This window comes from Nocardia sp. NPDC051832, from assembly GCF_040681285.1.
GTDB lineage: Bacteria > Actinomycetota > Actinomycetes > Mycobacteriales > Mycobacteriaceae > Nocardia.
In genome coordinates this window covers 1,277,435-1,300,091 of sequence record NZ_JBFAYL010000002.1, presented here as the reverse complement: position 1 = coordinate 1,300,091, position 22,657 = coordinate 1,277,435, and the positions used below count along the sequence as shown (strand labels likewise).

The following is a 22,657-nucleotide window of genomic DNA, read 5'->3' as shown; positions in this document are numbered from 1 at the left end:
GCCCGGTCACCACCACCGCGTGATCTCGCCGACCTGCCGGCCGAGCTCGGGGGCGAGGGTGCGGGCGTAGCTGGCGGAGATGTGGTGTTCGTCGCGGTAGACGAGGATGTTGCCTTCGGCGGCTAGGCAACGCTCCGGCCGGCAGAGGGCGTCGGTCAGGTCGAAGGGGAACACGTTGGGGTAGGCCGACGCGGGTTCCAGGGCGGGATTGTCCGCGTCGAGGGCAGCGCGGCGCGGCATGCCGCAGCTGTAGGCGGTGCCCCGGTAGGCCAGGCAATCCAGGGCGCGGTAGTTCACGCCGTCGCGGCGCGGCCACGGGGTGTCGCGGACGGCGAGCACGTTCAGGCTTCGCTCGGACAGCTCGGTCCAGACGTCGAGGTATTCGGGTGGCACATGGTCGCCGTCGTCGGTGCGCGGGCGGGTCGCGGTGAGGAACACCCAGTCCGGGCGGTCGGCGGCGAGCCGGTCCAGGACCTCAGCGGACCATTCGCGGCATTCGGGGAACGGGGCCACGGCGTAGGAGGGCTCGTCGGCGAGGGTGAGCGGGCAGCCCTCCTTGAGATAGGTGACGATACGGAAACGGTGTTCGTCGGCAAGGACTTCCAGCGCGGGCAGCCAGTGCTCGGAATGCGAGCCACCGACCAGAGCGATAGTCCGCGCGGAATTCTCATCGCCGTAGACGCATTCGCGAACCTCGCGGTTCGAGGTGATGCAACCGTCGAAGGTCGGGCTGGGCGCATCCCGCTGTGCTTCGAACACGGTGGGGCGCAGCCGCGCGGGCTCGGCGGCCGCACCCGCGAAAAGCACTGCCGCACCGGGATATCGTGCCGCGTCCAGCGTGGCGGGCGGATGGGGCGGGTTGGCATGAAGCACTAGCTGCCAGCCGAGCGCGGAGCCCAGCACCGCGACGCCCGTCAACGCGGTCACCATCCCGGCCCAGCGCGGCCATCGCGACACGCCGAGATCGGCGTGCGCCGGATTCGCCGAGAAATGCTGGCGCACCGGGGTTTCGATGAACCGCCGGGTCAGGACCGCCAGCCCGAGCGAGGCCGCCAGCACCAGGAGTCCGCCCTCGACACCGGGTGTCACCTTGCCGAATTCGGCCAGATAGAAGATCAGTACCGGCCAATGCCACAGGTACAGCGCATAGGCCAGCCCACCGGCCCACACCGGCAACGGCGTGGCCAGCAACCGGTTGACCCTTGTCGCCGCGCCCATCCCGGAAACGATCAGGGCGGCGGCGGCCGCGACCGGGAACAGCGCGGCAGGACCCGGAAATCGGGTCGCTCCATCGATCAGCGTTCCGCAGGAAATCACCATGACCAGACCGGCGATCGCCAGCACCGACCGCACCGGGTGCGGGAGCCTTATCCACGGCGCCGCGACCGCGAGGGCAGCGCCGGCCAGCAGCTCCCAGGCTCGGGCCGCGCTGTCGTAGTAGGTCCAGGCCTGGTGCTGGGCAGCGCCCTGCGCGGCGTACCAGAACGACAGCACGGCCAGCGCGATCAGCCCGGTCAGCAGCCCCATTCGAGCCCCTGGTCGCCGGCCCGTCCAGCGCGCCCAGAGCGCGATCACGGCCAGCATCACAAGGTAGAACTGACCCTGCACCGCCATCGACCACATGTGCTGCAGTGGACTGACCGACGGATCGGGTGCGAGGTAATCCAGCTCGGCGTCCGCCAGATACCAATTCTGGTAGTAGAACGCCGAGGCCAGTGTCTGCGCCGAGATATCGCCCCCTGGGTGTAGGGCCGCGCGAGCACTGTCGCACCGGCCACCGCGGCGAGCACCACCATCAGCGCGGGCAGCAACCGGCGTCCGGTACGGCGCAGGGTTTGCCCGATATCGACCTCGTCGCGCCGCAACAGCATTCCGGTGAAGAAGAATCCCGACAGCACCAGGAACACATCCACGCCGCCGGACACCCGGCCCAGCCACACGTGGAAGACCACGACCAGCACTATCGCCAGACCACGCAACCCGTCCAGATCATGCCGATACGCCGACGGCACAACCGGACTCGCGGAACCGGCCGGCGCCTCGGCTCCTCGTTCCAGCCCCATCCCGCTCAGCTGTGCTTCTGATAGATGTCGGGGATTCCGTCGTTGTCGTCGTCGCGAGCTTCGGCTTCCGAGATCAGCCGGTACTTGCGATTGCGCAACCGCAGCACGGCCGCCGCGAACAGTGCCGCGGTGAGGGTGCCGAGCAGGACACCGATCCGCCCATGGTCGGTGCGCAGCGGATCTCCCGCGAAGGCGAGCTCACCGATCAGCAGCGAGACGGTGAAGCCGATACCGCCCAGCAGCGCGACACCGAACACATCAATCCAGCCGAGTTCGCGGTCCAGCTGGGCGCGGGTCAATTTCGCCGTCAGGAACGTCGTCGCTGTGATACCGAGCGCCTTGCCGCACACCAGCCCGACGATGATGCCGAGGGTGACCCGGTCGCCAAGGGAGTCGACGAGCCCGTCCAGCCCGCCCACGGTGACGCCGGCCGCGGTGAACGCGAACACCGGCACCGCGAATCCGGCGGACAGCGGGCGGATCCGGTGCTCGAAACGTTCGGCCAGACCCTCGTCGCCGGCCGCGGGACCGATACCCCTGGACGCCCGCAGCGCGACCGGCACGGTGAATCCGAGCAGCGCGCCCGCGACGGTGGCATGCACGCCCGACTGATGGATCAGCCACCAGGTGAGCACCGCCAGCGGCACAAGCACGAACGGTGAGCTGACCCGTTTCTGCACGGCCCACGCGAACAGCGCCAGCGGAAGCACCGCGAGCAGCAGGTAATTCAGGTGCAGTTCGTCGGTGTAGAAGATGGCGATCACAGTCACTGCGAGCAGGTCGTCGACCACGGCCAGGGTGAGCAGGAAGGTGCGAAGCGCCGTCGGCAGGTGTGAGCTGACTACCGCCAGCACCGCGAGCGCGAAAGCGATATCGGTCGCGGTGGGAATCGCCCACCCCCGCAAGCCATCGCCACCGAGGTTGAAGGCGACGAAAATCACTGCTGGGCCGATCATTCCGCCGACCGCCGCCACCACGGGCAGCGCCGCCCGGCGCGGATCGCGCAGATCACCGGCGACGAATTCCCGTTTGAGTTCGAGCCCGACCACGAAGAAGAAGATCGCGAGCAGCCCGTCGGCCGCCCAGGTGCCCAGCGACAGGTTCAGATGCAGGCTCTCCGGGCCGATGCGGAATTCGCGTAGCGTGTCGTAAGCGCTCGACCACGGCGTGTTCGCCCAGATCAGGCCGATCGCGGCGGCGATGATCAGCAACATTCCCCCGACGGTCTCCCCCCGCAAGACCTCGGCGAGACGCCGAGTCTCCGGCCAGCTACCGGGGCCGAATAGTCGGGGCCTGTTATCGGGGGAATTCATCCAGCGGAGCCTTTCCTGGGGTGCACACCGCCACCTACCCCGCGACTAACCCAGGGCAGGCTGTGCCGACCAGACTTCCCGGCGCTCCTCCTGTAAAGATGCCGTAAAGAGGCACGCGGAGGCAAACTCGGCACGCCTGGGTATCCCCTCAGCGCCATGGTCGCCAGGGCCTCGGTCAACAGAAGACCGCGCCGACGGCGGCGAGGAACTGCAGATAGACACCGGAACGACCCATGCCCATCTCCATGCCGTTGTACGCGGCGGCGACCGGTCCTCCGGCGGTGCGGGCGTCGATGAAGGCGATCACCTCCGGATCCAGGCCCGGCGCGGACCCCGCACAGACAGCCGGATACGAAATGACTAGGGCGCGGGCGGTTTCGACCAGATCTTCGCTGGTGACCGACGCGCACCAGGTGGAGTTGGAGATCTTGTACAGGAAGCTGAGGACCGGACTCCGCTGCGGGTCCGGGATACGGCCTTCATCGAGAAACCGGCCCGGGAACAACGCGATGTGATCGGAGCAGTCGGGGCGATCCCGTTCGATAGCCAGCCAATCCAGGGTCGGCGCAGCGTCTGCGCGACCGGGCTCGTCGGTCCCGCGGGGGACACATCCCGCGACAATGGCCGCGAGCAGAACCGCACAGACGATCCGCCCGATTCGTGCGCTCGTCCTCGCGGGCCGTGCCTGGGGGTGCACTCGGATTTCCGCCGATCGCCGGTCCAACCCGACCCCGGACAGGATCGGGTTATGCCGACCAGACTTCCCGGCGCACCATCTCGAAGGTGCCGCAAAGCCTCCGATACAGCAAGCCGACGCGCCGACCGCCGTGCGAAACCCCATCCCGCTCCGGTCGAGCGGAATATCAGCTCGCGGGCAGGCTTTCCTTGATCAGGGCGTACAGCCCCCAGATCAACAGCGCCGTCATGAACAGCCGGCCGAGCTTGCCGATCGCGTCCACGTCTGGATCCGGGGTCACCACAGCGAGCCGGGCATGCACCGTGTCGGCGGTTCGTTCCACGATGCCGGTGAGCAGCTCCCGCTTCGAGCCGAAGTAGTGGTACAGGGCGCCTTTCGAGATGCCGCGGCGGGCCTTCGAGGCACGACCGCGGGTCCGTGGCCCTGGGCGTCTCACCCGCCGGTGTCGGCGGTCCGATGCGTTTCGTAGTAGCGAGCCATCAGCTCCCAGTACCCCATCAGCAGCAGCATCGACGCTCCGGCGGCGACGACGGTGGGAACCGGGCGGCGATGCCAGGCCCCGAGCACCGCGAGCAGCCCCGCACCGGCGGCCGCGGCGTCCACGGCCAAGGCCGCACCCCGGGGGTGGTCGACGACCCACAGTTCCTCTCCGAGAATCGCTCTGGTTGCCCAGGCCCGTTGGTCGGCGGGTGCGGGGAAGAGCACCGGGTTCACCGCGAACCAAGCGCCGAGGAGCATCCCCTGCGACCAGCTACGCCGCCACACCGGAACCAGAAGCAAGGGTGCGGTCGCCCAGCGAGACCACGCGCTCCAAGGGTTGGAGTGCCGGGCAAAAATCGTGTGGCGGACGCGGGCGAAGGTCATGTTGTTGCCCATCTTCGTTGTGTCCCTGTCAGTTTCGATTGTTCGGTCAGTCATCTAGATCGCGACGGTTGTACCTGTAGAGGCCGATCGCGGTCAGGGCGATCGCGACGGCCGTCATCACCGCACTCGCGAACCAGTCCGGTGCGGTGGCGGGAACCGCGGCCAGATGCGCGAACGGAGATAACTCACGCACCCAGGCCGGTGCGCCGGCACTCTGGGCGATGACATCCAAGAAGAAGCCGCCGGTAGCCGGGATGGCACCGATGACCCCGATGGCCGCCGGACGCCAGCCCAGCGCCAGCACAGCCGCACCCAAGGACAGCAGCACCACCGGAACCACATTGAACGCGCCCGCGAGAGCCTGCCCCCAGCCCAGCGGCGCGCCGGCGAGCACCGCGCCGACCCACATCGCCGTCGCGGCCGCGCCCAGCAGGACCGCAGATCCCGCTGCGGTAACCACGATTTCGGTTCCCGCCCACCGATATCGGGACAGCGGCAGGGCGTGCAGCATGCTCCAGAGCCGTGCTCGCTCGTCGGCGGCCAAGGCCGCTATGCGGATGGCGGCGTAGCCTCCGACGGGCATGGCGAGCACCGCGAACATCGCGGCGGCGAACCCGGTAGCCGATCCGAGGCCGCCGAATCCTGCTGTCGCGGCGACCTCGGCGAAGCGCGGATTCTTGCCGAGGAATTCGAGAATCGAGGCGATGAGCGCGCCGATCAGCAAGAAATAGGTCACGATCCCGACGAGCCATCCCAGGGTGGGCGCCAGCGCCCGTCGCACAGCGAAGCCGGACACCGAACCCAGGAGCCGAGTCCTGGCGGACCGCGTGCCATTCAACACGATCAAACCGCCGCCGAGATCGCGGCGGCGGGCGGCGACGAGCGCAGCCGCGCCGGGAGCGGCGGCCAGCGCGAGCAGGACAAGGACGGGTCCCACCCGATCCTCGGCGTAGGGGGCGGCGCGGGCCGCGAGGCCGAAGGGGGTGAGCCAGGCGGTCCAAGCCAAGACGCCCACACCGTCGGAGAGCATCCGCAGCAGCAAGGCCGACCCCAAGGCCGCCGCAGCGAGTCCGGTGGCTGCGGCTCGCGACGGAAACAGCTGCGCGGCCAGCAATCCCAGGTTCGCGAATGTGATCGTTGTGCCCAGTACACACAGCGCGTGCAGCAATGCGCCAATGGGGTCGGTGCCGGCCACGAGCAGTCCCGCTCCGACCGCTGTGGCGAGCAGAACCGCGGCGAGCGCTAGCGTGACGGCTGCGCGCGAGACCAGGTCCAGCATGCGTACTCGTCCGCCGAGCAGTAGTTCCCAGCGCCCAGCGTCTTCCTCCCCGCGGGTGATCCGAGTAGCGGCAAGTAGCGCCCAGGCCCCGCAGAGCACCAGAACCGGGGTTCCGGTACGCCAGACGGTGAAACCTCCGGCGTTGTCGAGTGCCTGGGGAGCGCCGAAAAGGATTCGGATGGCGGGGTTCTCGGCGAGCGCGTGCAACGCGCCGGCGTCGAAAGCGCCGGCGAAGGTCGTCTGATATTGCGCGGCGACCAGAGCCGACATCCCGGTGACCGTGAGCGCAATGAGGGCGGCGCCGCGCAGTACCTGACGACTGGTCAGCCAGAGCACCGCCCGCCCGGGCTCGGCTGTGTTCAGCCGCTCCGGCCTGGGGGTAGTGGCGGTCATCGGACTGTCTCGCCGTAGTAGTCGAGGAAGATCTCCTCCAAGGACGGCTCGCGCAACGACAACGCCGTCACCCGCGCGGCGGCCAGAACCCGCAGCGCCGGAGCGGGCGACCCGGACAGCGTGAACCGCACCCGGCCCTCGCCGAGTGCTTCGACGCCAACGACGCCTTCCACATCGGCCAGCGCCGGCATCGCGCCGTCGTAGGAAACCTCGACAAGGGTGCGATGCAGTCGGCGCAGATCTGCCAAGGTCGCGATCTCGACGAGCCGGCCCGCGCGCAGGATCGCGACCCGATCACACAGCGCTTCGACCTCACCCAACTGGTGCGAACTCAGAAACACCGTCTGCCCTCGATTACGGGCTTCGGCGACGCATCGCCGGAATTCGTGCTCCATCAGCGGATCCAGTCCGCTGGTCGGCTCGTCGAGCACCAGCAGTGGCGCGCGGGTGGCGAATGCCGCGATCAACGCAACCTTCTGCCGATTGCCGGTCGAGTAGGTCTTGCCGAGCTTGTTCGGATCGAGCGCGAACTGATCGATCAGCTCGGCGCGATAGGCGAGGTCGACGCCCGGGCCGAGGCGGGCGAGCAACTCGAGCATCTCCGCGCCGGTCAGTGCCGGCCACAGCGCGACATCGGCCGGAACATAGGCGAGGTGCCGGTGCGCGGTCCGGACATCACCGGCGTCGTGACCGAAGATCCGCGCCGTTCCGGTGGTGGGGCGGATCAATCCGAGCAGCAGCCGGATTGTCGTCGACTTCCCCGCGCCGTTGGGTCCGAGGAACCCGAACACCTCGCCGTGGCCGACGCCCAAGCTGAGGTCGTCGACGGCGACGGTGCGGCCGAAACGTTTTGACAGATGCTCGATGGCAATGGGCGCGTTGAGATCGCGGGCGCGCGCGGACGGCGCCGTAACAGTGGACATCGGGAGTCCTTCGGGGTCGGCGGATATGCCCTGCCGACCAGACTTCCCGGCGCACCTACCGAAAGGTTACTCCGCATGAATTCCCGGCGCGGGCTTTCGGCAACCGACGGCCCGAGTCTCCGCGGGCCGATTCGAGTCGGCGGCGCCCTCCGAACGAACCGACCGCAGGCACGGCCAACTGCCGACACTTCGTCGCCCAATGCCCAGCGCAGTCGAAAATATTACAACTCCGTGCGCAGTCGGTAACACGGGTTAACAAACTAGTGCAAGGATCCCCGACGAAGGTGATCCCTCGAACGGAGTTTGTCAGTGAGCGCGTTTCTCGATACGGCCAACAGCTATATCTGGAGCAAGGGCCTGATCTATCTATGTCTGGCCGCCGGAGTCTATTTCTCCATCAGAACCAGATTCGTCCAGATCCGGCAGGTCCCGGAGATGGTCCGGTTGATGCTCCAGGGTGAGAAATCCCCCTCGGGCGTGTCCTCGTTCCAGGCGCTGGCCATGTCGCTGTCCGGCCGTATCGGCACCGGCAACATCGCAGGCGTGGCCACCGCGATCGCGTTCGGTGGACCGGGTGCGCTGTTCTGGATGTGGGTGGTGGCGTTCCTGGGCGCGTCCACTTCGTTCGTCGAATGCACCCTCGGTCAGATCTACAAGACCAAGGATCCGCAGAGCGGCGAGTACCGCGGCGGGCCCGCCTACTACTTCAGCCGGGCCATGGCCCACACCCGGGCCGCCTCGGCGTTCAAGGTCTACGGCATCGTTTTCGCGGCGGTCACCATCCTCGCCTGCGGTGTGCTGATGCCCAGCGTGCAATCCAACTCGATGGCCTCGGCCATGCACTCGGCGTGGGATCTGCCGCAGTGGGGCGTCGCGGTCGGCACCATCATCGTGCTGGCGTTCGTGATCATCGGCGGCGTCAAGCGCATCGCGGCGTTCGCGGGCGTCGTGGTGCCGTTCATGGCCATCGGCTACATCGCGGTCTCGCTGGTCATCGTCTTCGCCAACGCCTCGGCCATTCCCGGTGTACTGAGCATGGTGTTCTCGAGCGCTTTCGGAGTGCACTCGGCGTTCGGGGCGATCATCGGCTCGGCGGTCATGTGGGGCGTCAAACGCGGCGTCTACTCCAACGAGGCCGGGCAGGGCACCGGCCCGCATTCCGCCGCCGCGGCCGAGGTTTCACACCCGGCCAAGCAGGGCCTTGTGCAAGCGTTCGCGGTCTACATCGACACCCTGTTCGTCTGTAGCGCTACCGGCTTCCTGATCCTGTCCACCGGCGCTTACCGGGTGTTCGACGGGGAATCCGCCAGCGGCGCGGTGCGGGCCGACGGCGGCGCGCTGCCCTCGGATGTGGCCGTCGGTCCCGGCTACGCCCAGGCGGGTTTCGACACCCTGTGGAGCGGCGCGGGTTCCAGCTTCGTCGCGATCTCGCTGGCCTTCTTCTGCTTGACCACGATCATCGCCTACTACTACATGGCCGAAACCAACCTGCGCTTCCTGCTCGGCAAATACGCACGCACACCGGTCCCGTTCCTGCGCGGCACCCTCGGCTCCAACACCACCATGGTGCTCCAGGCGCTGATTCTGATCTCGGTCGCGGTCGGCGCGGTCTCCACCGCCAAAGACGCGTGGGCGCTGGGCGATATCGGCGTCGGCCTGATGGCCTGGCTCAATATCATCGGCATCATCGTGCTCCAGCGACCAGCCCTCAAAGCGCTGCGCGACTTCGAACGGCAGCGGAAATCCGGCTCGGATCCCGTCTTCGACCCGCGTGCGCTCGACATCACCGGCGCCACCTTCTGGGAGACGTACAAGCCTGCCAAGGAGCGGACACACAGCACGTCGTGAACGGGCCCGTCGAAGCCGGGCCGCCGCCGCGCGTCCCACGGGTTCGCGCCAAGCCGAATTCACATCACCCCTTCGAACTGACGGGACACCTCTGACGGGTGCGGAGCAGGTAGGGTCCTGGACTGTGTACCTGGTTGTCGTACTCGTATTTGTGCTCATCATGATCGTTCTGGTACTCGGGGGGTTCGTTTCGTACAACACTTTCGTCCGGCAGCGGCACACCATCGAGGAATCATGGCGTCAGATCGATGTCGAGTTGCAGCGGCGGCACGACCTGATCTCCAACCTTGTCGAAACTGCCCGTATCGCCGCGGGTTTCGAGCAGCAAGCGCTGTTGGCGGTGCTGAATGCGCGCGCTGCGGCGATGCATGGCCGACACGCTCATGATGTCGGCCATGCCCGCCAAGGCGAGTTGGAAGCACAGCTCAGCACTACGGTGCGCGGGTTCTTCGGGCTGGCGGAGAACTATCCCCAGCTGCGGTCGAACCAAAACTTCGCCCAGTTGCAGTACCAGCTGGCAGAGACCGAGAACCGTATCGCCGCCGGCCGCCGCTTCTACAACGGCAACGTCCGGCAATACAACGCGCGCCTGGAGACAGTGCCCTCCAACATGATCGCCGCGTTGTGCTCCTTCGAGACGATGGAGTACTTCGTCGTCGCCGATGAGCAAGTGGGCGCGACTCCGCAGATCCGCGGACTGTGGCAGGCGAATCAGCCACCGCAGCCCGGCCAGCTGTTCCCGCCGGCGCACTGACCTCCGTCGAACACAAGCATGGAGTTCACGCTGCTGCTCGCCCTGGGCGTGGTCGTCATCTTCCTCAGCATCGTCACGATATCGGCTTCGTGGCGGAGAACGAAGGCGCGCCAGGCGCGGATGGCGTGGCTGCACCAGTGGGCCCACCACCACGGCCTGCGGTACACGCCCAACGACCTCAGTGTGGCGCGGCTGTCGAGTCGCGCGCCGTTCAACGTCGGCGCCGACCGAATCGGACGAGATATCTTCCGCGGCAGTCACAATGGCCGGTCCCTGGTATTCGGGGAGTACCAGTACACCACCCGCAACCGCGATAAGACCGAGCTGCACCAATGGCAATTCGTCGCCCTGGAGCTGCCGGCACCGCGCCCCTACCTGTCGATCAGTCGCGCGAACAATGGCCTGCTGTCGTCCCTGTTCGGGGACCGCGGCCTGCAGTTGGAAAGCCAGGAGTTCAACGACCGATTCAAGATCCAGACCACCAGCGAGCGGTTCGCCTACGACGTCCTCAACCCTCGCACCATGGAGTGGCTGCTGGCCGACGCCCACGCCAACACCGTCGGCTTCCGATTCGACGCCCACTGGGCAATCACTGTCCGTTCCGGCGAGCTGCGACTCGACGAAGTGCACCGCTACGCCGACTTCCTCGACGCCGTGATCAGACTCGTTCCGGACTTCGTGTGGCGGTGGTGAACCACGCTGCCGACAACGCGTCCCACACAGTATTCAGATCGTTTGGTTTGACAGATCGACACGGGGCGACCAGTCTTGGGGCGAGCCGGGTCAGACCCGGCACAGCGTGAAAACCGGCTGTGGGGGGTTGATTCAAGTTCCGCCGTACAACACTCAGCCGCACGTCAGCGGCCGACACCGCCTCAAGGTGATGCTGTGACGAACCAGCCATTCTTCAATCACTTCGACGATCCAGACGAATTCTGGGACGACGAGCCCATTGTCAGAAATCGGCCCGCTGTCGCTGCCCGCCAGTCGCCACCGCCGGCTCGCTCGACTCCAATTCCGTCAAGCCCTCCCCCGGAACCGATCGCTGTGCCAATGGCACGGGCGGATCTGCCGGAGCCTCCCAAGGCCGGGTCGTCGTTCGCTTCGATAGAAGTCGATCGCGGATTCCTTCCCATTCGCGTCCGGTTCACCCCGGGCTGGAACCGCTATGTGGCGCCGAATGAGGCCGGGAACGAACTCTTGGCTGCGTACAGAGGAGCAGTGGTCGACCGGCTCAACGAGGCGTATTCGTCCGCGGCGGAGCGTCTACCCACTCCGCAAGAGGTTTCGGACACGGCTACCCCGAGCCGGCGAACCCTACTGATGATTCTGCTCGAAACACACAGTTGGGATCAGTACTGCGCAGTGTCCAGCAGCATGATCGGCGTCGGCACCTACACCGTGCGCGGCCGCATCGAGGTCGGCTCGCAGCACCCGGTAACCGTAGAAGCTGACCGACGTTATTTGTGCTCGATCTCGATTTCGAGCGATTGGGCGGCGACCGCACATCCCGATGATATCGGCGATGAAATCCTGGTGTGCGCCGACCAGATTCGCTCGCTGCGTCCCAAGTTCACAGTCCAGTACGACTACTCCCGCTACTCCGATGACGATCTCCAATATCACCTGGATCGGCATCGACTCCAACTACTACAGGAACGGATCGCCTGATATGTCAGAGTTGAGAGTGGCACTGACAGCAATGAATACAGCCGCTACCCACTGGCAACTTGCGGCCGACCACCTCCAACAGGGCAGCGCGCTCACACCCAGCCTCGAGATCGCACCGACCGAGGCAGGAACATTCAATAAAGCCTTGGAGAAGTACAAGACGGTGCCGGGTTACTTCCGCGACCGGCTCAACGAAGGCGTCACCGTCTACAACGACATCAGTACGGCCCTCAACTACGCGCGTCGCGCGTATGAAGATCAGGATATCGTCAACCAGGGCAAGCTGCGGCAGCTGGAGGGGCAAGTTGACAACGCCTAAAAAAGAACCTACCGCCGAAGAGGCAGCGCTCCTCGAAAAGATCGCATTCATCCGCGAGAAGATAGAGAAGATCGGCGACCTGCCGGAGAAGGTCCAAACTTGGTGCGGACACCTGGTTAAATTGGTTCGCGTCGGACATGTCTCCAGCATCACCAGCCTTGGCTTGCAGACCGTCATCATCGAGACGCAAGTTGTTCCCAGGATTTGGGAGGAGCGCGACAGGGTCAACGAAGCACTTAGGAATTCCGAGAACGACCTGAAGAAGGTTGATCCAGACCTCGAAGTTCCCGTCACCTTCATCAGGGTCGCCAACGAATGGCGTAACTTGAAAACCTATGTACAGCAAGCGGAATCAGATTTCGAAAAAACCAACCTCAGTACCGAGTGGCACGGCGACGCGGCAAGCCGGTACGGCGGGATGCGCACCACGCAGGCGAAACCACTGAACTCATTGATTGACACCTTCGAAGAAATCGCGGTAAGCCTCGAAACCATCGCAGAGGCGGAACTGCTGCTCTACGTCGACCTGGCCAATAAGGTTCAGGATCTGGAAAACAAGGTTGTCGAGGCAACAGGAAATGTGATCTCCGGACTCTTCGACCTCCCCTGGGGCCCCGTGAGCAGTGTAGGCGAGCTAGCAAATGTCGTGGAAGCCGCAAGGACGTTGATAGTGGGAGTGATCGGGTCGATGGCAGAGAGCGCCGCTACGAATATGATCGAGAGCAACAAGATCGAGCAGAACGAGGGGTACCAGAGGGGCCTCCCGGACAACAAGTGGCCACCGGGCGTGAAGGGCGCCTACGGCAACGGGCTCGAAGGGATCAAGAACGCGATCGGAGACGGGACGACGGCCGACGGCGACAAATCCGAATGGGAGCTGGGCCCAGCCCCCGTGGTGGTCGCCCAGTGAGAAAGACCCTCCTGGCCGTTCTCGCGGTCGGCGTATTGGCATGCGGGACAGGGTGTTCCACCACGCGATCCACACAATCCGAAGCAACCCCCGCTGCGACTGGAACCCGCACTGCGATGACGCAAGGTCAGCTATGTGACACGCTGATCAGCTTTTTCAGAGACGAGTTACATGTGGTGGACTTGCATGTCTCATCGCTTATGAAGCCGGAAACCGTTGTGTCTGTCGGCGCGGTTTGTAACCTGGCGCAGGGGGAAGAGCCGGTTGGTCATTGGGAATCTCGTCGTGCGCCATCCGACCCTGACCCGACCGAAGGCGTTGACGGTTTCAAGAAGTCGACAGAGTTCGATCCGCCCGTTTGGGTCCGCGATAAGCGGGCGGATGGTTCAGACTTTGTCCGCTTCGCGACTCGGGTCGAGCAGTGGAATGCGCGGTTCAAGATCTACACGACCTCCGGAATACGAACCACGACCGGCACCCTGCACCTGGACGATTCGGACATGAACAAGGCTGCTCGGTTCCTCGTCGAGCTGACTCGAAAGCTGGCCGCCATCCCCGAATAGCCGACACGACACACGTAACAACGGCGCCGATGACTCGAATGCCACCCGCCGCCGGGCGGTTGTCGGTGTTACGAGTGTGTCCTGCAAGATGTGACGGTATGGGCCCTGAAACAGGGCGAATTCGCGCAGATCAGGTGACTGAAGTACCGGTCGGTCACGCTTCTGAGGCGAATCCGCCGAACATCCGGAATCCGCGAACTGCACAAACACCGCTGATGCCCGTGAACCCGGGCGTCCTCAACCCGACCTCGATTGACGCCTCCTGTATCGGAGTCGCGGCATCCCCGCGCAAACCCGCCGGGTTGCCTCTCGCTTCCGTCCCGCGGATCAGACCGGAGCAGCGGCGCTCGTCGTTCCATGGAATGAGCACGGTCGACAGCGATGGCCGTGTCATCCAAAAGCAGCTGCTTTCATTGCTCGGTTGGCAGCGTGGCGATGAGCTCGATTACCGAATTCGCGATGGCCTGGTCGTGATCGGGCGGCCGGGGTCCCGCCGATTGCGTGTTCATAACGACGGCAACCTGCGGATCACCTCGGAAATCCGCAGGAGCACCGGCATCCGGGCCGGTGATCGAGTGCTCATGACAGCCGACACTGAACATGGCCGCCTGGTCGTGTTTCCTCTGTACGTACTCGACGCCATGGTCATCGACCGTCTCGTAAACCGAGAGAACGGAGGCGAGAAATGACCATCCCCGCGACGAATTCGGATATCGCCACCGCGATCATGCTGATCGATCGGCTCGGCGTCAGTGTCGACGATCTGCGCGATGCAGCTCCGATTCGACGGCAGGTTCCGACGTTTGCCGAGTACATCCCGGTCGTGTACGCCGCGATGCCCGATACGGTCACCCGAGACATATATATGACCTACTGGAAGAAGATCTGGCCAGACAAGCGGCTTGATGAACCGACAGTCAGCGAGTTCAAGGCTCTTATCGAATCAGCTCGGCAACAGCGGCGGATCTGTCGATCAGATCGCGGCGGCAGGTACGCCGTCGAGCACTTTTACCACGCACTGCGCTGCCTCTATCGATTCGCCGTGGATGACCGGTACATCTCCAAAACCAACGACCCCTCGGCTTGCTTGGAGCGCCCTCGGCCTTTGCCATCGAATCGCCGAGCAATCCCCAACCCGTTGCTCGCACAAATCAACCAGGTCGCAAACCAAGGCGGCACCGACCCAGATCTCGACACCCTCCTGATCCGGCTGCACATCGAAACCGCCTGCCGTCTCAGCGGCGCGCTGGCGTTGCGAAGCCAAGACCTCGACCCCGCGCAGTGCCTCGTACTCCTTAGAGAAAAGGGCCAGACCGAGCGGTGGCAACCCGTTTCTCCCACCTTGATGGTCGCGTTGCAGAACCACTACAGCGAGCGGGTTGAGCGGTACGACCCAGGCCGCAGGAAGACTCGGAACGGGCGCCCGCTCAAGCCTGATGCTGCTCGACAGCTCCTGCGTTACCAAGACGGCATGCCCATTAGCAAACGCCGTTACGACGTCATGTGGGAACGCATCGGCCGTGAAATACCCGCGGTGGCAACCCATCGGATTTCGTCGCACTGGCTTCGGCATACAACGCTCCGCTGGGTGGAACGAAATTTCGGCCACTCGGTTGCGAAAACGTATGCCGGACATGCCCATGAGCACAGCCGTGGCGCTACGACGATCTATACCCGAGCGGGTATAGAAGAGGTCGCCGCAGCGCTCGCCGCATTGACCTGTGAGCCTCATCCCCTCGCGGCGAATCCTGGCCTTCTCTGGCATCAGGCTGACCAGATTCCATTCGACCCGATGGGAGTCGCCGCGTGATGAGTCATAAATCCTCTGTACGGCTACTCACCGCCTGTGCGCACAGGCCGGTCGGGGTCAGTGAGATGGTCACGTCTACTGCCGGCGTAGGAGCCGCGTCCAGCCCTGGCGGGCGAGACCGTGCACACCGCTTCTTCTGGCGGGTGCTGGCAGCGGCATCCTGTGTCAGCGTCGTGGGCAACGCAACGCACGCGGTACTGCACGCTGCGGGTTATCTCGTGATCGCGGCCGCTGTGGCCGCGGTCCCGCCCCTGGTTCTGCTCGCCGCGGTCCACGGTGTCGGCATTCTCTTGCGCGCCGAGACCGCTGGGCGGATCGTCCCTGCGATCGCCACCACGATGACGGTTGCCCTGACCGTTGCGGCGTTCTGGCTTTCGTTCACCGCTCTACGTGCGCTCGCGGTGCTAGCAGCTGTGCCCACCGAAATTGCATGGCTGTTTCCGGTGATCATCGAGGGCTCGGCAGCACAGGCCACGGTCGCGCTACTCGCTCTGGCACACACCCCGGCTGAAAAGTACGTGCGCACGAAGGCTGAAACCGTGCGCACGCAGGAGGCTACCTGCGCACATGCGGCACCCGGCACCGCAGCAGGAGTAGACGCACAGATCGTCCTCGACTCCCGCTCGTCGGACACGGTACGAGCTACGACGCTCGCACCGGTCTCGGCCGAGAGTCCAGAACGGTGGTCGTCGTTAGCCGCCCTCGTCTGCGCCAAGGACCCGTCGGGACGTCGCGATGAGAAACAGGTCGCCGAGATTCTCACCCGTCACTTCGACGACGGCTGGAGCCCTACCCGGATTGCTGAGGTTATCGACCCCAGTCGCTCCACCGTCAGTCGAATTATCCGCGACGCACGAAATATTCAGGATTCGCGATCCCGCGCGATGTCAAAGGGGCGGCCTCTGAGCCTTGTATGACATGCGCCCCGAGTCGGTGGGCGTGTGCACGCTACACCGGTGACGCGTGGGGTCAAGCCGCGAAAAGCATGCGGCTTGACGCCCCCTGTGCGTCACCGGTGTTCACGCGCTGCGCCCACCGACCCAGGGCGCACGGGTTTCCTGTCACTTCCATCCGTGTTCCCGGGTTCTGACCTCGAGGAGCAGCCACCATGACCGATTCCCTTCACATCACCGACCCTGCCGAATTGATCAGCTCGATCCCCGCACTGCTCGGGTTCGTTCCCCATCGCTCGCTGGTCGTAGCCGCTGTCAGGCCCGGTTCCGCGGATGCCAGTCCGACCCTGAGCTCAGTTGTTCGGTTCAATCTGAAACCGACGGGCGACCAGCGTGAACAGCTCAGAGCGATCGCGCTCAATGTTGCCCGGATCTGCACGGCCGACCAGGCCGATCGAGTGCTAGCAGTGGTCATCGACGATCGCCTCGGAGTTCCCGATCCCGCAGAGCCACCCCATCATTGGACCGCGCAGTACTCCATACTCGCCTCTGCGTTGGACAGCTCTTTGGCCGTGCACGAGGTCCTGCTCGCGGGAGCCTGGGCTGTTCCGGCGACGGACGGCGACCAGCTGTGGTGGTCGCTGTTGACCAGACCTGACGGCGGGGTCGTCCCTGACCCGGGCGTGTCCTCGATCGCTATGGCACGCGCTCTGGATGGTCGACCGATTTACCGCTCTCGCGCCGATCTCGAATCGCTGCTGTATCCCAATCTTGTCCAGGCCGAGGTCGTATCGGTCGAACTCGCTGCCGCGGAGCGACGCCGCCAAGCTCGGTATCTCCGCGCCCTCCGGCACAACGAGCTGGCCGGGTACCACCGCGCTCTGCTGGAGATGGTGCTGTGGAGGATCGCGGATGTAGCCTGCGGCGAAATACCTAGCCCGGCGGCCATCGCCGAGCTCGTTGGGGCACTGCGAGAGCCAACGGTTCGCGGAACGTTGTATGCCCTGCCGTACACCACATACGCCGGTCCCGCTGAACAGCTCTGGCTGCGAATGGTGCAAGCGTTGCCCGGTGCCGAACGTGCCGACGCAGCGGCCGTGCTGGGCTTCAGTGCCTATGTGCGCGGTGATGGACCGTTCGCCGGGATGGCCTTCGATGCGGCGCTGGCGGTAGAGCCGAGCCACTTCATGGCCGGACAGCTGGAGACGGGTCTGCGTACGGGGATGCGCCCCGGGCCGTTGCGACGCGTAGCTCGTAGCGGTCACGACGTGGCCACCGACCTCGGAGTCGATCTGGGGCCATTGCGCCGGAGCTCGGAGGTGTCACGGTGAGCGATCTCGACAAGCCCGAGATGACCACCTCGTCGCACCCCACACCGGATTCGGCTCGCGTGCCCAGCTTCGAGGAGTGGCAGCGAGCGATCGACGGTTCGATGGACGCGCGGGTGATGTGCTGGGAGGCAATCGGATACGCGCGCGGCTGGTGCGATCACGCTGGTATTGGATCCGGTGACGCAGTTGACTTCGGAAAAGCCTATGCCGCCGTCGTCGCCCAGGGACGGTCACGGCCCGCCATCTTCCGGGCATGGGAGAACTGGCGAAACGGCCAGGCGATCGACGCCTTCGGCTGAGAGCACCGAGGCTGGAAGAGTAAGGGCGGTCGTGTTCTCGGGGTGGTGGCCCGGCGCAACGCTACATCGGCGGCGCGACCGGTCAACCGCCCCGAGACCACCCTGTCCGGCGAACACAGTCCCCGATCCGGCTTCCCGCCGCCGGTGTATCGGTTGACCGGCCACCACGCCGCCGATGTCGACGCGCTGCGCCCACCACCCCGAGACCACGACATCTACTGCGTCGGTCGGTTTTCGGGGTTTTCCTTCCTGATTCGAGGAGTGAGAGCGCATGGATCCGACGAGACATTTCCAGAGCCCCGGCCACCTGATCGCCATAGTGCCCGAACTGCTGGGACATCCGATTCCTGAACGAGCTTTGCTGATGGTGACAATGCGAGACCGTCCGAAGCTGGGCGGATTGGTGATCAAGGCTTTCTCCGTCGAGCTGCCGCCGACCCCGATCTATCAATGCGAGAACAACCTGGCCCACTTGATCAGCCGCGCCTGCGCCGAGGACGAGGTGAAAGCCGCACTCGCCATCTTGGTCGACCCCTACCCCACCTGGTCGACCGCAGCGGCCAACAAGCACGGCTGGCCGAGACTGTTGCTGGCTTCGATCCACCAGCATTGCCGCACCATCGACACCGACCTGGCCGGGGCGTGGGCCGTGGCGCGGATCGAGCCCGACATCCAGTGGTGGAGTCTGCTCGGGCCGGTCCGCAGCGGTCAGGTTCGATCGGCCCTGCCCGCCCCGGACGGCGCGGCGGACGTACAGATGGTGCGGTTGGCGGACTCGAGGGTCGTACAGGCACTGCCGGTTGCCGATATCAGCACCCTCGAACGGGTGGGTAGCGCCTTTCTTATCGCTCTCAACGAAGTGATTCGAAGGGCCCGCACCGCCGAGGAGGCAGGGTTGATGACTGAGCATCGCCGCGCCGAGCTCGAACGCGTGGTGCAAGTCGTCACCCAGCCCGCCGAGCACATGCTCGACGTGACCGCGATGGCGGAAATCGGTGTGGCCCTGCTTGTTTCGCAGGTGTCGGATGCGTTGGTGGCGCTGCCGCTGAGCATCCACGCCGAGGCATCCGAGCGGTTGTGGACGCAGCTGGTGCCGGTGCTGCCGGATCTGGCGCGCGCCGAGGCCGCGGTCTTGCTGGCGGTGGCCGCTTACGTGCGTGGCGATCGAGAGTTGGCTCAGCGGGCGCTGCGGACTGCGAAAGCCGCCAACCCGCATTTGAGGATCGTGCCGCTGCTCGAGGCCGCGTGGACGGTGCCGATGACCGGCGCGGAGATGCGGGAGATCTGCCGCGAAGGAGTGGAGGTGGCCAGGGAACTGGGTGTGGAGCTGGATATCGAAGACGGCGATGTGAAGGGAGCACTGTCATGAGTTCTGCGGATAATCGCCGAATGGCGTGGGCGTTGCTGTCGTGTGCGGCGGCGGGCCCTTCGATCGTGTTGGCCGACCTGGTCGCCGAGATCGGCGTGATCAACGCCGCCACCCGGATCGCGACGGGGCGGATCCCAGTCGGCGAATCCGATTTCACGGCAGCCAGTTTCGAGTCCGCGGCCCGCGCGCTGGAGGAGGTCGAGCGTCTCGGTGGCCGCTTGATAACCCCCGACGACGAGGAATGGCCGTGCGAGGCGCTGGCGTGTCTGCCGGCGGGTTCGGAAAGCCCGGGCGATGCCCGACCGTTGGCGTTGTGGGTCCGTGGCACCGGCTCGTTGCACGCTCTGACCGCGAGTTCGGTCGGGGTGGTCGGTGCGCGGGCCAGCACCGACTACGGCAACTGGGTCGCGACCGAGATCGCCGGCGGCCTGGCGGAGAACGGGTGGACGGTTATCTCCGGTGCCGCGCTGGGTATCGATGCGCGCGCTCATCAGGCCGCGTTGGCGGCCGGGGGACCGACGATCGCGGTGATGCCGTGCGGGCTGGATCGGCCCTACCCGAATCAGCACGCGGACCTGCTGGACCGGATCGCCGAGCAGGGGTTGGTGGTCAGTGAGTATCCGCCGGGGGTGCGGGTGACCCGCTCCAAATTCTTGAACCGCAACCGGTTGATCGCCGCGTTCAGTGCGGGGGTCGTGGTGGTGGAGGCCGGGTTGCGTTCGGGGTCTGCGTCCACGCTGCGCTGGGCTGGGCGCTGCGGTGCATTGGTCTTCGCGGTGCCCGGCCGAGTCAACTCCGAGGCGTCGAAGGGGTGTCACCGATTCATCGCCGAAGGAGAGGCGCGACTGGTCACCAGCGCCTACGACATCATCGAGGCTCTGGGAGGGGTTGCGGCCCCGGAGCTTTCCTGCCTTCGGGGTGTGGCCGCCGAGGTCACGGCGGCGAGCCGATGACCGCCACCAGCTCTGCCCGACCGCGCGTGTGGACGTGGACGATCGTCGCCACCGGTGAGGAGTACGACGTCGCGGTGATCACCGCGCGCGCCGACGACGACCGCGAGCCGTCAATGATCGCGATCGGACCCGAGCAGTGCGACCGTGTCCGCTCCGCGATCGCCGGCAGCGGCGTGCGATATCCGCACCAGCGAACCCAGGTGACCGGTCTCAACACCTCCGTTGCGCGCAGCGGCCTACACGATCTCGCGCTGGCCGTCACTATCCTGGCCGCCGATGGGGTGGTGCCCTCGGCGCTGCTGGCCGAGACGGTGTTCATCGGCCAGTTCGATGTCGATGGGCGCTTGCACGGCGGTGACCTTCTCGAAGCGGTGTGGGCGGCCAAGCGGACCGGACTCGCGCGGGTCGTAGTCCCAGCCGCCTACGCCGGTGTCCTGTCGGCGTTCACCGACATCGAAGTGTTTCTGGCATCGAACCTGGCCGCGGTGGTGCGATGGCTGCGCCGCTCCTGCCCCGACTACTCCCCAGGCAGAGGTTGGGTACAGGTACCGGCCGATCCGAAGGTTCGTGAGGCCGCCGTCATCGCGGCGGCCGGTGGCCACGTGCTGGCGGTGTCCGGTGGCGCGGACGCGCCGACGCAGGCGGTCGCGGGCTATCTGCACGCACTGCTGGAGCCGCTTCGATCCTCAGAGGCACTGGATGCGGTGATGTGGCGAACGCAGCGAGAGGTCACCCGGGTCGCGCCGTTGCCGACGGCGGCTCCGCTGGTGCACGCTCATCACTCGATCTCGCCGAAAGCCCTACGGGAAACGATGATCCGGGCACACCGCGGCGTACTGGTGTGCACCGAGCTCGCCCACTTCCCCGTCAAAGCCACCCCCGTGCTGGCGCACCTGATCGATCACCACAGTATCGAGCTCAGCCAGGACTACCGCGGCCAGACGCTGCGCCCGATCTACCCCGCCTCGCTCAACCTGGTCTTGACCGACCATGTGTGCACCTGTTCTGCGCGCCAGCGCGACCAGATCGGTCACCGCTGCGGTTCCAGGAGATGGGCCTGGCCTTCGGAGATCGAGACACGGGTCGATCTTCGGGTGTGGATCGAACCCGCCGCGGTGTGGCCATACCAAGGCAGCCAGGTACCCGGCCGCGCCCGGGTGACTGAAGCGCGGGAGGTGGCACGCCAACGCTGGTCAAGGCTCGGCGCAGCGTCGAATGCCGAAGTGCCAGTGGCGGTTTTGCGGGAAGCGACTGGGCCCGATTCCGAGGTGCTGCGATATCTCGACTCTCTGATCGAGCACGCGATCTGCACCACGCACCAGGCCGCACGGCTGCTGGCGGTGGCGTGGACGGTATGCGATCTACGCGGTGCGACCATACCGAGCACCGGTGATCTCGACACGGCCCTCGGACTGCGTCACTCCGCGACCAGCTGACTTACCAGCCACCCCGAGCGCAATCTCGACGTCCAAACCAATCGTCGTCCGGTATAGGCCCGTTTGCCGCTTTCGCGGCCGGCGAGCCTTTCTGTCTCCGGGGCAGGGCGTCCGGCGTCGGGGCGGCGATTTCTCAAGAGGAAGGAAATCTTTCGATGACCACGACTGACCCTGCCGTGAGATTCGTTGACACTGCGGCTTTCGCGAAGGGCCTCGCCGCCTGTTCTGCCCTGCTGGGCGAGAATTTCGGTAGCGCTCTGGGCATGAGCTTCGAGACCATGGCGTGGGCCGAGGAAGAGATCGACAAGACCCGCGCGCGGCATCCCGAGCATTCCGATCGTCTTTTCCACAGCTTCTCATTGCTTGCTTCGACGCATCAGCGGATGGAGACCGAGTTCGTGTATCGATCGCACTGCCGCGAGCTGCTCGACCGGGTCGCCGCCGGCGAGGACACCCGCCCGGGCACGGCAGCCGAGATCTGTTGCGCGCTACTGCAAGTCAGTCAGTTGAGCCCGTTGCGGTCTTCGGCGGTGGGCTTGTATCTGCGGATGTGGCGGGTCGCCGGGTTCCCGGGCTGGCCTGAGCTGGCGCAGGCCAGCGCAAATCACGAAGCCCTGGAGAAGTCCCGCATCGATGACAATGAGCGCTTCGCCCGCAACCAGCTCAAGGTCGCCGAGCGCCGGCTCTCCGAAATCATCTGCGCCGGACTACATCACAGCGAAGCTGTCGACTGCCTCTACTCCCGAGCCAGCAGCCAACTGACACTCGACCTGGGCTGACACCCATCGTTGCCAACGGCCCCGTCAGGACTATCTAGTCCAAGCGGGGCGAGGGCAAGGCGTGCGGCCGGGTCGGTGGGGCGGGCACACGCTACCCCGGCAGCGGGCACGGTCAAGCCGTTCGCGGCCCCGCTCATTCGCATTTCCCCTCGCCACTGGGGCGGGATTCATCCGGTTCGGCTTGACCGTC

General features: G+C 65.6%; 24 protein-coding genes. 16 read left to right on the top strand and 8 right to left on the bottom strand.

Going from position 1 to position 22,657, the window contains the following annotated elements; all coding sequences use genetic code 11:
• Positions 1-6: 6 nt before the first annotated feature.
• From AB0M14_RS15910 to AB0M14_RS15875, 8 genes are all read right to left on the bottom strand, one after another.
• A complete protein-coding gene (locus tag AB0M14_RS15910; RefSeq protein WP_364995831.1) occupies positions 7-1,668 on the bottom strand; it encodes an acyltransferase family protein in 1,662 nt (553 codons plus the stop codon).
• The gene (locus AB0M14_RS15905; protein WP_364994707.1) at positions 1,584-1,961 is read right to left on the bottom strand and encodes a hypothetical protein; all 378 of its coding nucleotides are present in this window, start codon (positions 1,959-1,961) and stop codon (positions 1,584-1,586) included. The genes AB0M14_RS15910 and AB0M14_RS15905 overlap by 85 nt, the downstream gene beginning before the upstream one ends.
• A 107-nt stretch (positions 1,962-2,068) precedes the next feature.
• Positions 2,069-3,376: a Na+/H+ antiporter NhaA gene (nhaA, locus tag AB0M14_RS15900; protein ID WP_364994704.1), complete on the bottom strand. Its 1,308-nt coding sequence runs from the start codon at positions 3,374-3,376 to the stop codon at positions 2,069-2,071.
• A gap of 175 nt (positions 3,377-3,551) precedes the next feature.
• Complete coding sequence (locus AB0M14_RS15895) at positions 3,552-4,073, bottom strand: hypothetical protein (RefSeq protein WP_364994701.1); 522 nt, start codon at positions 4,071-4,073, stop codon at positions 3,552-3,554.
• A 166-nt stretch (positions 4,074-4,239) separates the two neighbouring features.
• Positions 4,240-4,509, bottom strand: a complete 270-nt coding sequence (locus AB0M14_RS15890; protein WP_364994698.1) for a TetR/AcrR family transcriptional regulator — start codon at positions 4,507-4,509, stop codon at positions 4,240-4,242.
• On the bottom strand, positions 4,506-4,949 hold the full coding sequence (locus AB0M14_RS15885; protein WP_364994695.1) for a DUF6653 family protein: 444 nt from the start codon (positions 4,947-4,949) through the stop codon (positions 4,506-4,508). The genes AB0M14_RS15890 and AB0M14_RS15885 overlap by 4 nt, the downstream gene beginning before the upstream one ends.
• 34 nt (positions 4,950-4,983) lie before the next feature.
• The gene (locus tag AB0M14_RS15880; protein WP_364994692.1) at positions 4,984-6,609 is read right to left on the bottom strand and encodes a polyketide antibiotic transporter; all 1,626 of its coding nucleotides are present in this window, start codon (positions 6,607-6,609) and stop codon (positions 4,984-4,986) included.
• Positions 6,606-7,532 (bottom strand): ABC transporter ATP-binding protein, encoded by a 927-nt coding sequence (locus tag AB0M14_RS15875; protein WP_364994690.1) that lies wholly within the window; start codon positions 7,530-7,532, stop codon positions 6,606-6,608. Before AB0M14_RS15875 ends, AB0M14_RS15880 begins: the two co-directional genes overlap by 4 nt.
• 309 nt (positions 7,533-7,841) lie before the next feature.
• On the opposite strand from AB0M14_RS15875, the gene AB0M14_RS15870 reads away from it, so the two are divergent.
• From AB0M14_RS15870 to AB0M14_RS15795, 16 genes are all read left to right on the top strand, one after another.
• Positions 7,842-9,380: an alanine/glycine:cation symporter family protein gene (locus AB0M14_RS15870; RefSeq protein ID WP_364994688.1), complete on the top strand. Its 1,539-nt coding sequence runs from the start codon at positions 7,842-7,844 to the stop codon at positions 9,378-9,380.
• Between the two features lie 160 nt (positions 9,381-9,540).
• Positions 9,541-10,134 carry a LemA family protein gene (locus AB0M14_RS15865; RefSeq protein ID WP_364994685.1) on the top strand — a complete coding sequence of 198 codons (594 nt, stop codon included), beginning with the start codon at positions 9,541-9,543 and terminating at the stop codon, positions 10,132-10,134.
• Between the two features lie 18 nt (positions 10,135-10,152).
• Positions 10,153-10,827, top strand: a complete 675-nt coding sequence (locus AB0M14_RS15860; protein ID WP_364994682.1) for a DUF3137 domain-containing protein — start codon at positions 10,153-10,155, stop codon at positions 10,825-10,827.
• A gap of 195 nt (positions 10,828-11,022) precedes the next feature.
• The gene (locus AB0M14_RS15855) at positions 11,023-11,805 is read left to right on the top strand and encodes a hypothetical protein (protein WP_364994680.1); all 783 of its coding nucleotides are present in this window, start codon (positions 11,023-11,025) and stop codon (positions 11,803-11,805) included.
• Positions 11,741-12,124 carry a hypothetical protein gene (locus AB0M14_RS15850; protein ID WP_364994677.1) on the top strand — a complete coding sequence of 128 codons (384 nt, stop codon included), beginning with the start codon at positions 11,741-11,743 and terminating at the stop codon, positions 12,122-12,124. The genes AB0M14_RS15855 and AB0M14_RS15850 overlap by 65 nt, the downstream gene beginning before the upstream one ends.
• Positions 12,111-13,034, top strand: coding sequence for a hypothetical protein (locus AB0M14_RS15845; protein WP_364994675.1), 924 nt, complete (start codon positions 12,111-12,113; stop codon positions 13,032-13,034). The genes AB0M14_RS15850 and AB0M14_RS15845 overlap by 14 nt, the downstream gene beginning before the upstream one ends.
• 116 nt (positions 13,035-13,150) lie before the next feature.
• The gene (locus AB0M14_RS15840; protein WP_364994672.1) at positions 13,151-13,597 is read left to right on the top strand and encodes a hypothetical protein; all 447 of its coding nucleotides are present in this window, start codon (positions 13,151-13,153) and stop codon (positions 13,595-13,597) included.
• A gap of 134 nt (positions 13,598-13,731) precedes the next feature.
• A complete protein-coding gene (locus tag AB0M14_RS15835; RefSeq protein ID WP_364994670.1) occupies positions 13,732-14,286 on the top strand; it encodes a hypothetical protein in 555 nt (184 codons plus the stop codon).
• Positions 14,283-15,407, top strand: a complete 1,125-nt coding sequence (locus tag AB0M14_RS15830; RefSeq protein WP_364994668.1) for a site-specific integrase — start codon at positions 14,283-14,285, stop codon at positions 15,405-15,407. The genes AB0M14_RS15835 and AB0M14_RS15830 overlap by 4 nt, the downstream gene beginning before the upstream one ends.
• A gap of 173 nt (positions 15,408-15,580) precedes the next feature.
• The gene (locus AB0M14_RS15825) at positions 15,581-16,324 is read left to right on the top strand and encodes a DUF2637 domain-containing protein (protein ID WP_364994666.1); all 744 of its coding nucleotides are present in this window, start codon (positions 15,581-15,583) and stop codon (positions 16,322-16,324) included.
• A gap of 191 nt (positions 16,325-16,515) precedes the next feature.
• The gene (locus AB0M14_RS15820; RefSeq protein WP_364994663.1) at positions 16,516-17,631 is read left to right on the top strand and encodes a DUF4192 domain-containing protein; all 1,116 of its coding nucleotides are present in this window, start codon (positions 16,516-16,518) and stop codon (positions 17,629-17,631) included.
• Positions 17,628-17,930, top strand: a complete 303-nt coding sequence (locus AB0M14_RS15815) for a hypothetical protein (protein ID WP_364994660.1) — start codon at positions 17,628-17,630, stop codon at positions 17,928-17,930. Before AB0M14_RS15820 ends, AB0M14_RS15815 begins: the two co-directional genes overlap by 4 nt.
• Before the next feature lie 271 nt (positions 17,931-18,201).
• Positions 18,202-19,299 carry a DUF4192 family protein gene (locus tag AB0M14_RS15810; protein ID WP_364994658.1) on the top strand — a complete coding sequence of 366 codons (1,098 nt, stop codon included), beginning with the start codon at positions 18,202-18,204 and terminating at the stop codon, positions 19,297-19,299.
• Positions 19,296-20,252: a DNA-processing protein DprA gene (gene dprA, locus AB0M14_RS15805; protein WP_364994655.1), complete on the top strand. Its 957-nt coding sequence runs from the start codon at positions 19,296-19,298 to the stop codon at positions 20,250-20,252. The genes AB0M14_RS15810 and dprA overlap by 4 nt, the downstream gene beginning before the upstream one ends.
• Positions 20,249-21,688: an ATP-binding protein gene (locus AB0M14_RS15800; RefSeq protein ID WP_364994652.1), complete on the top strand. Its 1,440-nt coding sequence runs from the start codon at positions 20,249-20,251 to the stop codon at positions 21,686-21,688. The genes dprA and AB0M14_RS15800 overlap by 4 nt, the downstream gene beginning before the upstream one ends.
• Positions 21,689-21,843: 155 nt before the next feature.
• Positions 21,844-22,467: a hypothetical protein gene (locus AB0M14_RS15795; RefSeq protein WP_364994650.1), complete on the top strand. Its 624-nt coding sequence runs from the start codon at positions 21,844-21,846 to the stop codon at positions 22,465-22,467.
• Positions 22,468-22,657: the final 190 nt, after the last annotated feature.

What these genes read in the sequence shown, in the direction of transcription:
- AB0M14_RS15865 (WP_364994685.1), top strand. Translation starts at nt 9,541, where the DNA reads ATGATCGTTCTGGTACTCGGGGGGTTCGTTTCGTACAACACTTTCGTC.
- AB0M14_RS15875 (WP_364994690.1), bottom strand. Translation starts at nt 7,532, where the DNA reads ATGTCCACTGTTACGGCGCCGTCCGCGCGCGCCCGCGATCTCAACGCG.
- dprA (WP_364994655.1), top strand. Translation starts at nt 19,296, where the DNA reads ATGAGTTCTGCGGATAATCGCCGAATGGCGTGGGCGTTGCTGTCGTGT.
- AB0M14_RS15860 (WP_364994682.1), top strand. Translation starts at nt 10,153, where the DNA reads ATGGAGTTCACGCTGCTGCTCGCCCTGGGCGTGGTCGTCATCTTCCTC.
- nhaA (WP_364994704.1), bottom strand. Translation starts at nt 3,376, where the DNA reads ATGAATTCCCCCGATAACAGGCCCCGACTATTCGGCCCCGGTAGCTGG.
- AB0M14_RS15795 (WP_364994650.1), top strand. Translation starts at nt 21,844, where the DNA reads ATGACCACGACTGACCCTGCCGTGAGATTCGTTGACACTGCGGCTTTC.
- AB0M14_RS15800 (WP_364994652.1), top strand. Translation starts at nt 20,249, where the DNA reads ATGACCGCCACCAGCTCTGCCCGACCGCGCGTGTGGACGTGGACGATC.
- AB0M14_RS15885 (WP_364994695.1), bottom strand. Translation starts at nt 4,949, where the DNA reads ATGGGCAACAACATGACCTTCGCCCGCGTCCGCCACACGATTTTTGCC.
- AB0M14_RS15820 (WP_364994663.1), top strand. Translation starts at nt 16,516, where the DNA reads ATGACCGATTCCCTTCACATCACCGACCCTGCCGAATTGATCAGCTCG.
- AB0M14_RS15810 (WP_364994658.1), top strand. Translation starts at nt 18,202, where the DNA reads ATGGATCCGACGAGACATTTCCAGAGCCCCGGCCACCTGATCGCCATA.
- AB0M14_RS15880 (WP_364994692.1), bottom strand. Translation starts at nt 6,609, where the DNA reads ATGACCGCCACTACCCCCAGGCCGGAGCGGCTGAACACAGCCGAGCCC.
- AB0M14_RS15850 (WP_364994677.1), top strand. Translation starts at nt 11,741, where the DNA reads ATGACGATCTCCAATATCACCTGGATCGGCATCGACTCCAACTACTAC.
- AB0M14_RS15830 (WP_364994668.1), top strand. Translation starts at nt 14,283, where the DNA reads ATGACCATCCCCGCGACGAATTCGGATATCGCCACCGCGATCATGCTG.
- AB0M14_RS15840 (WP_364994672.1), top strand. Translation starts at nt 13,151, where the DNA reads ATGACGCAAGGTCAGCTATGTGACACGCTGATCAGCTTTTTCAGAGAC.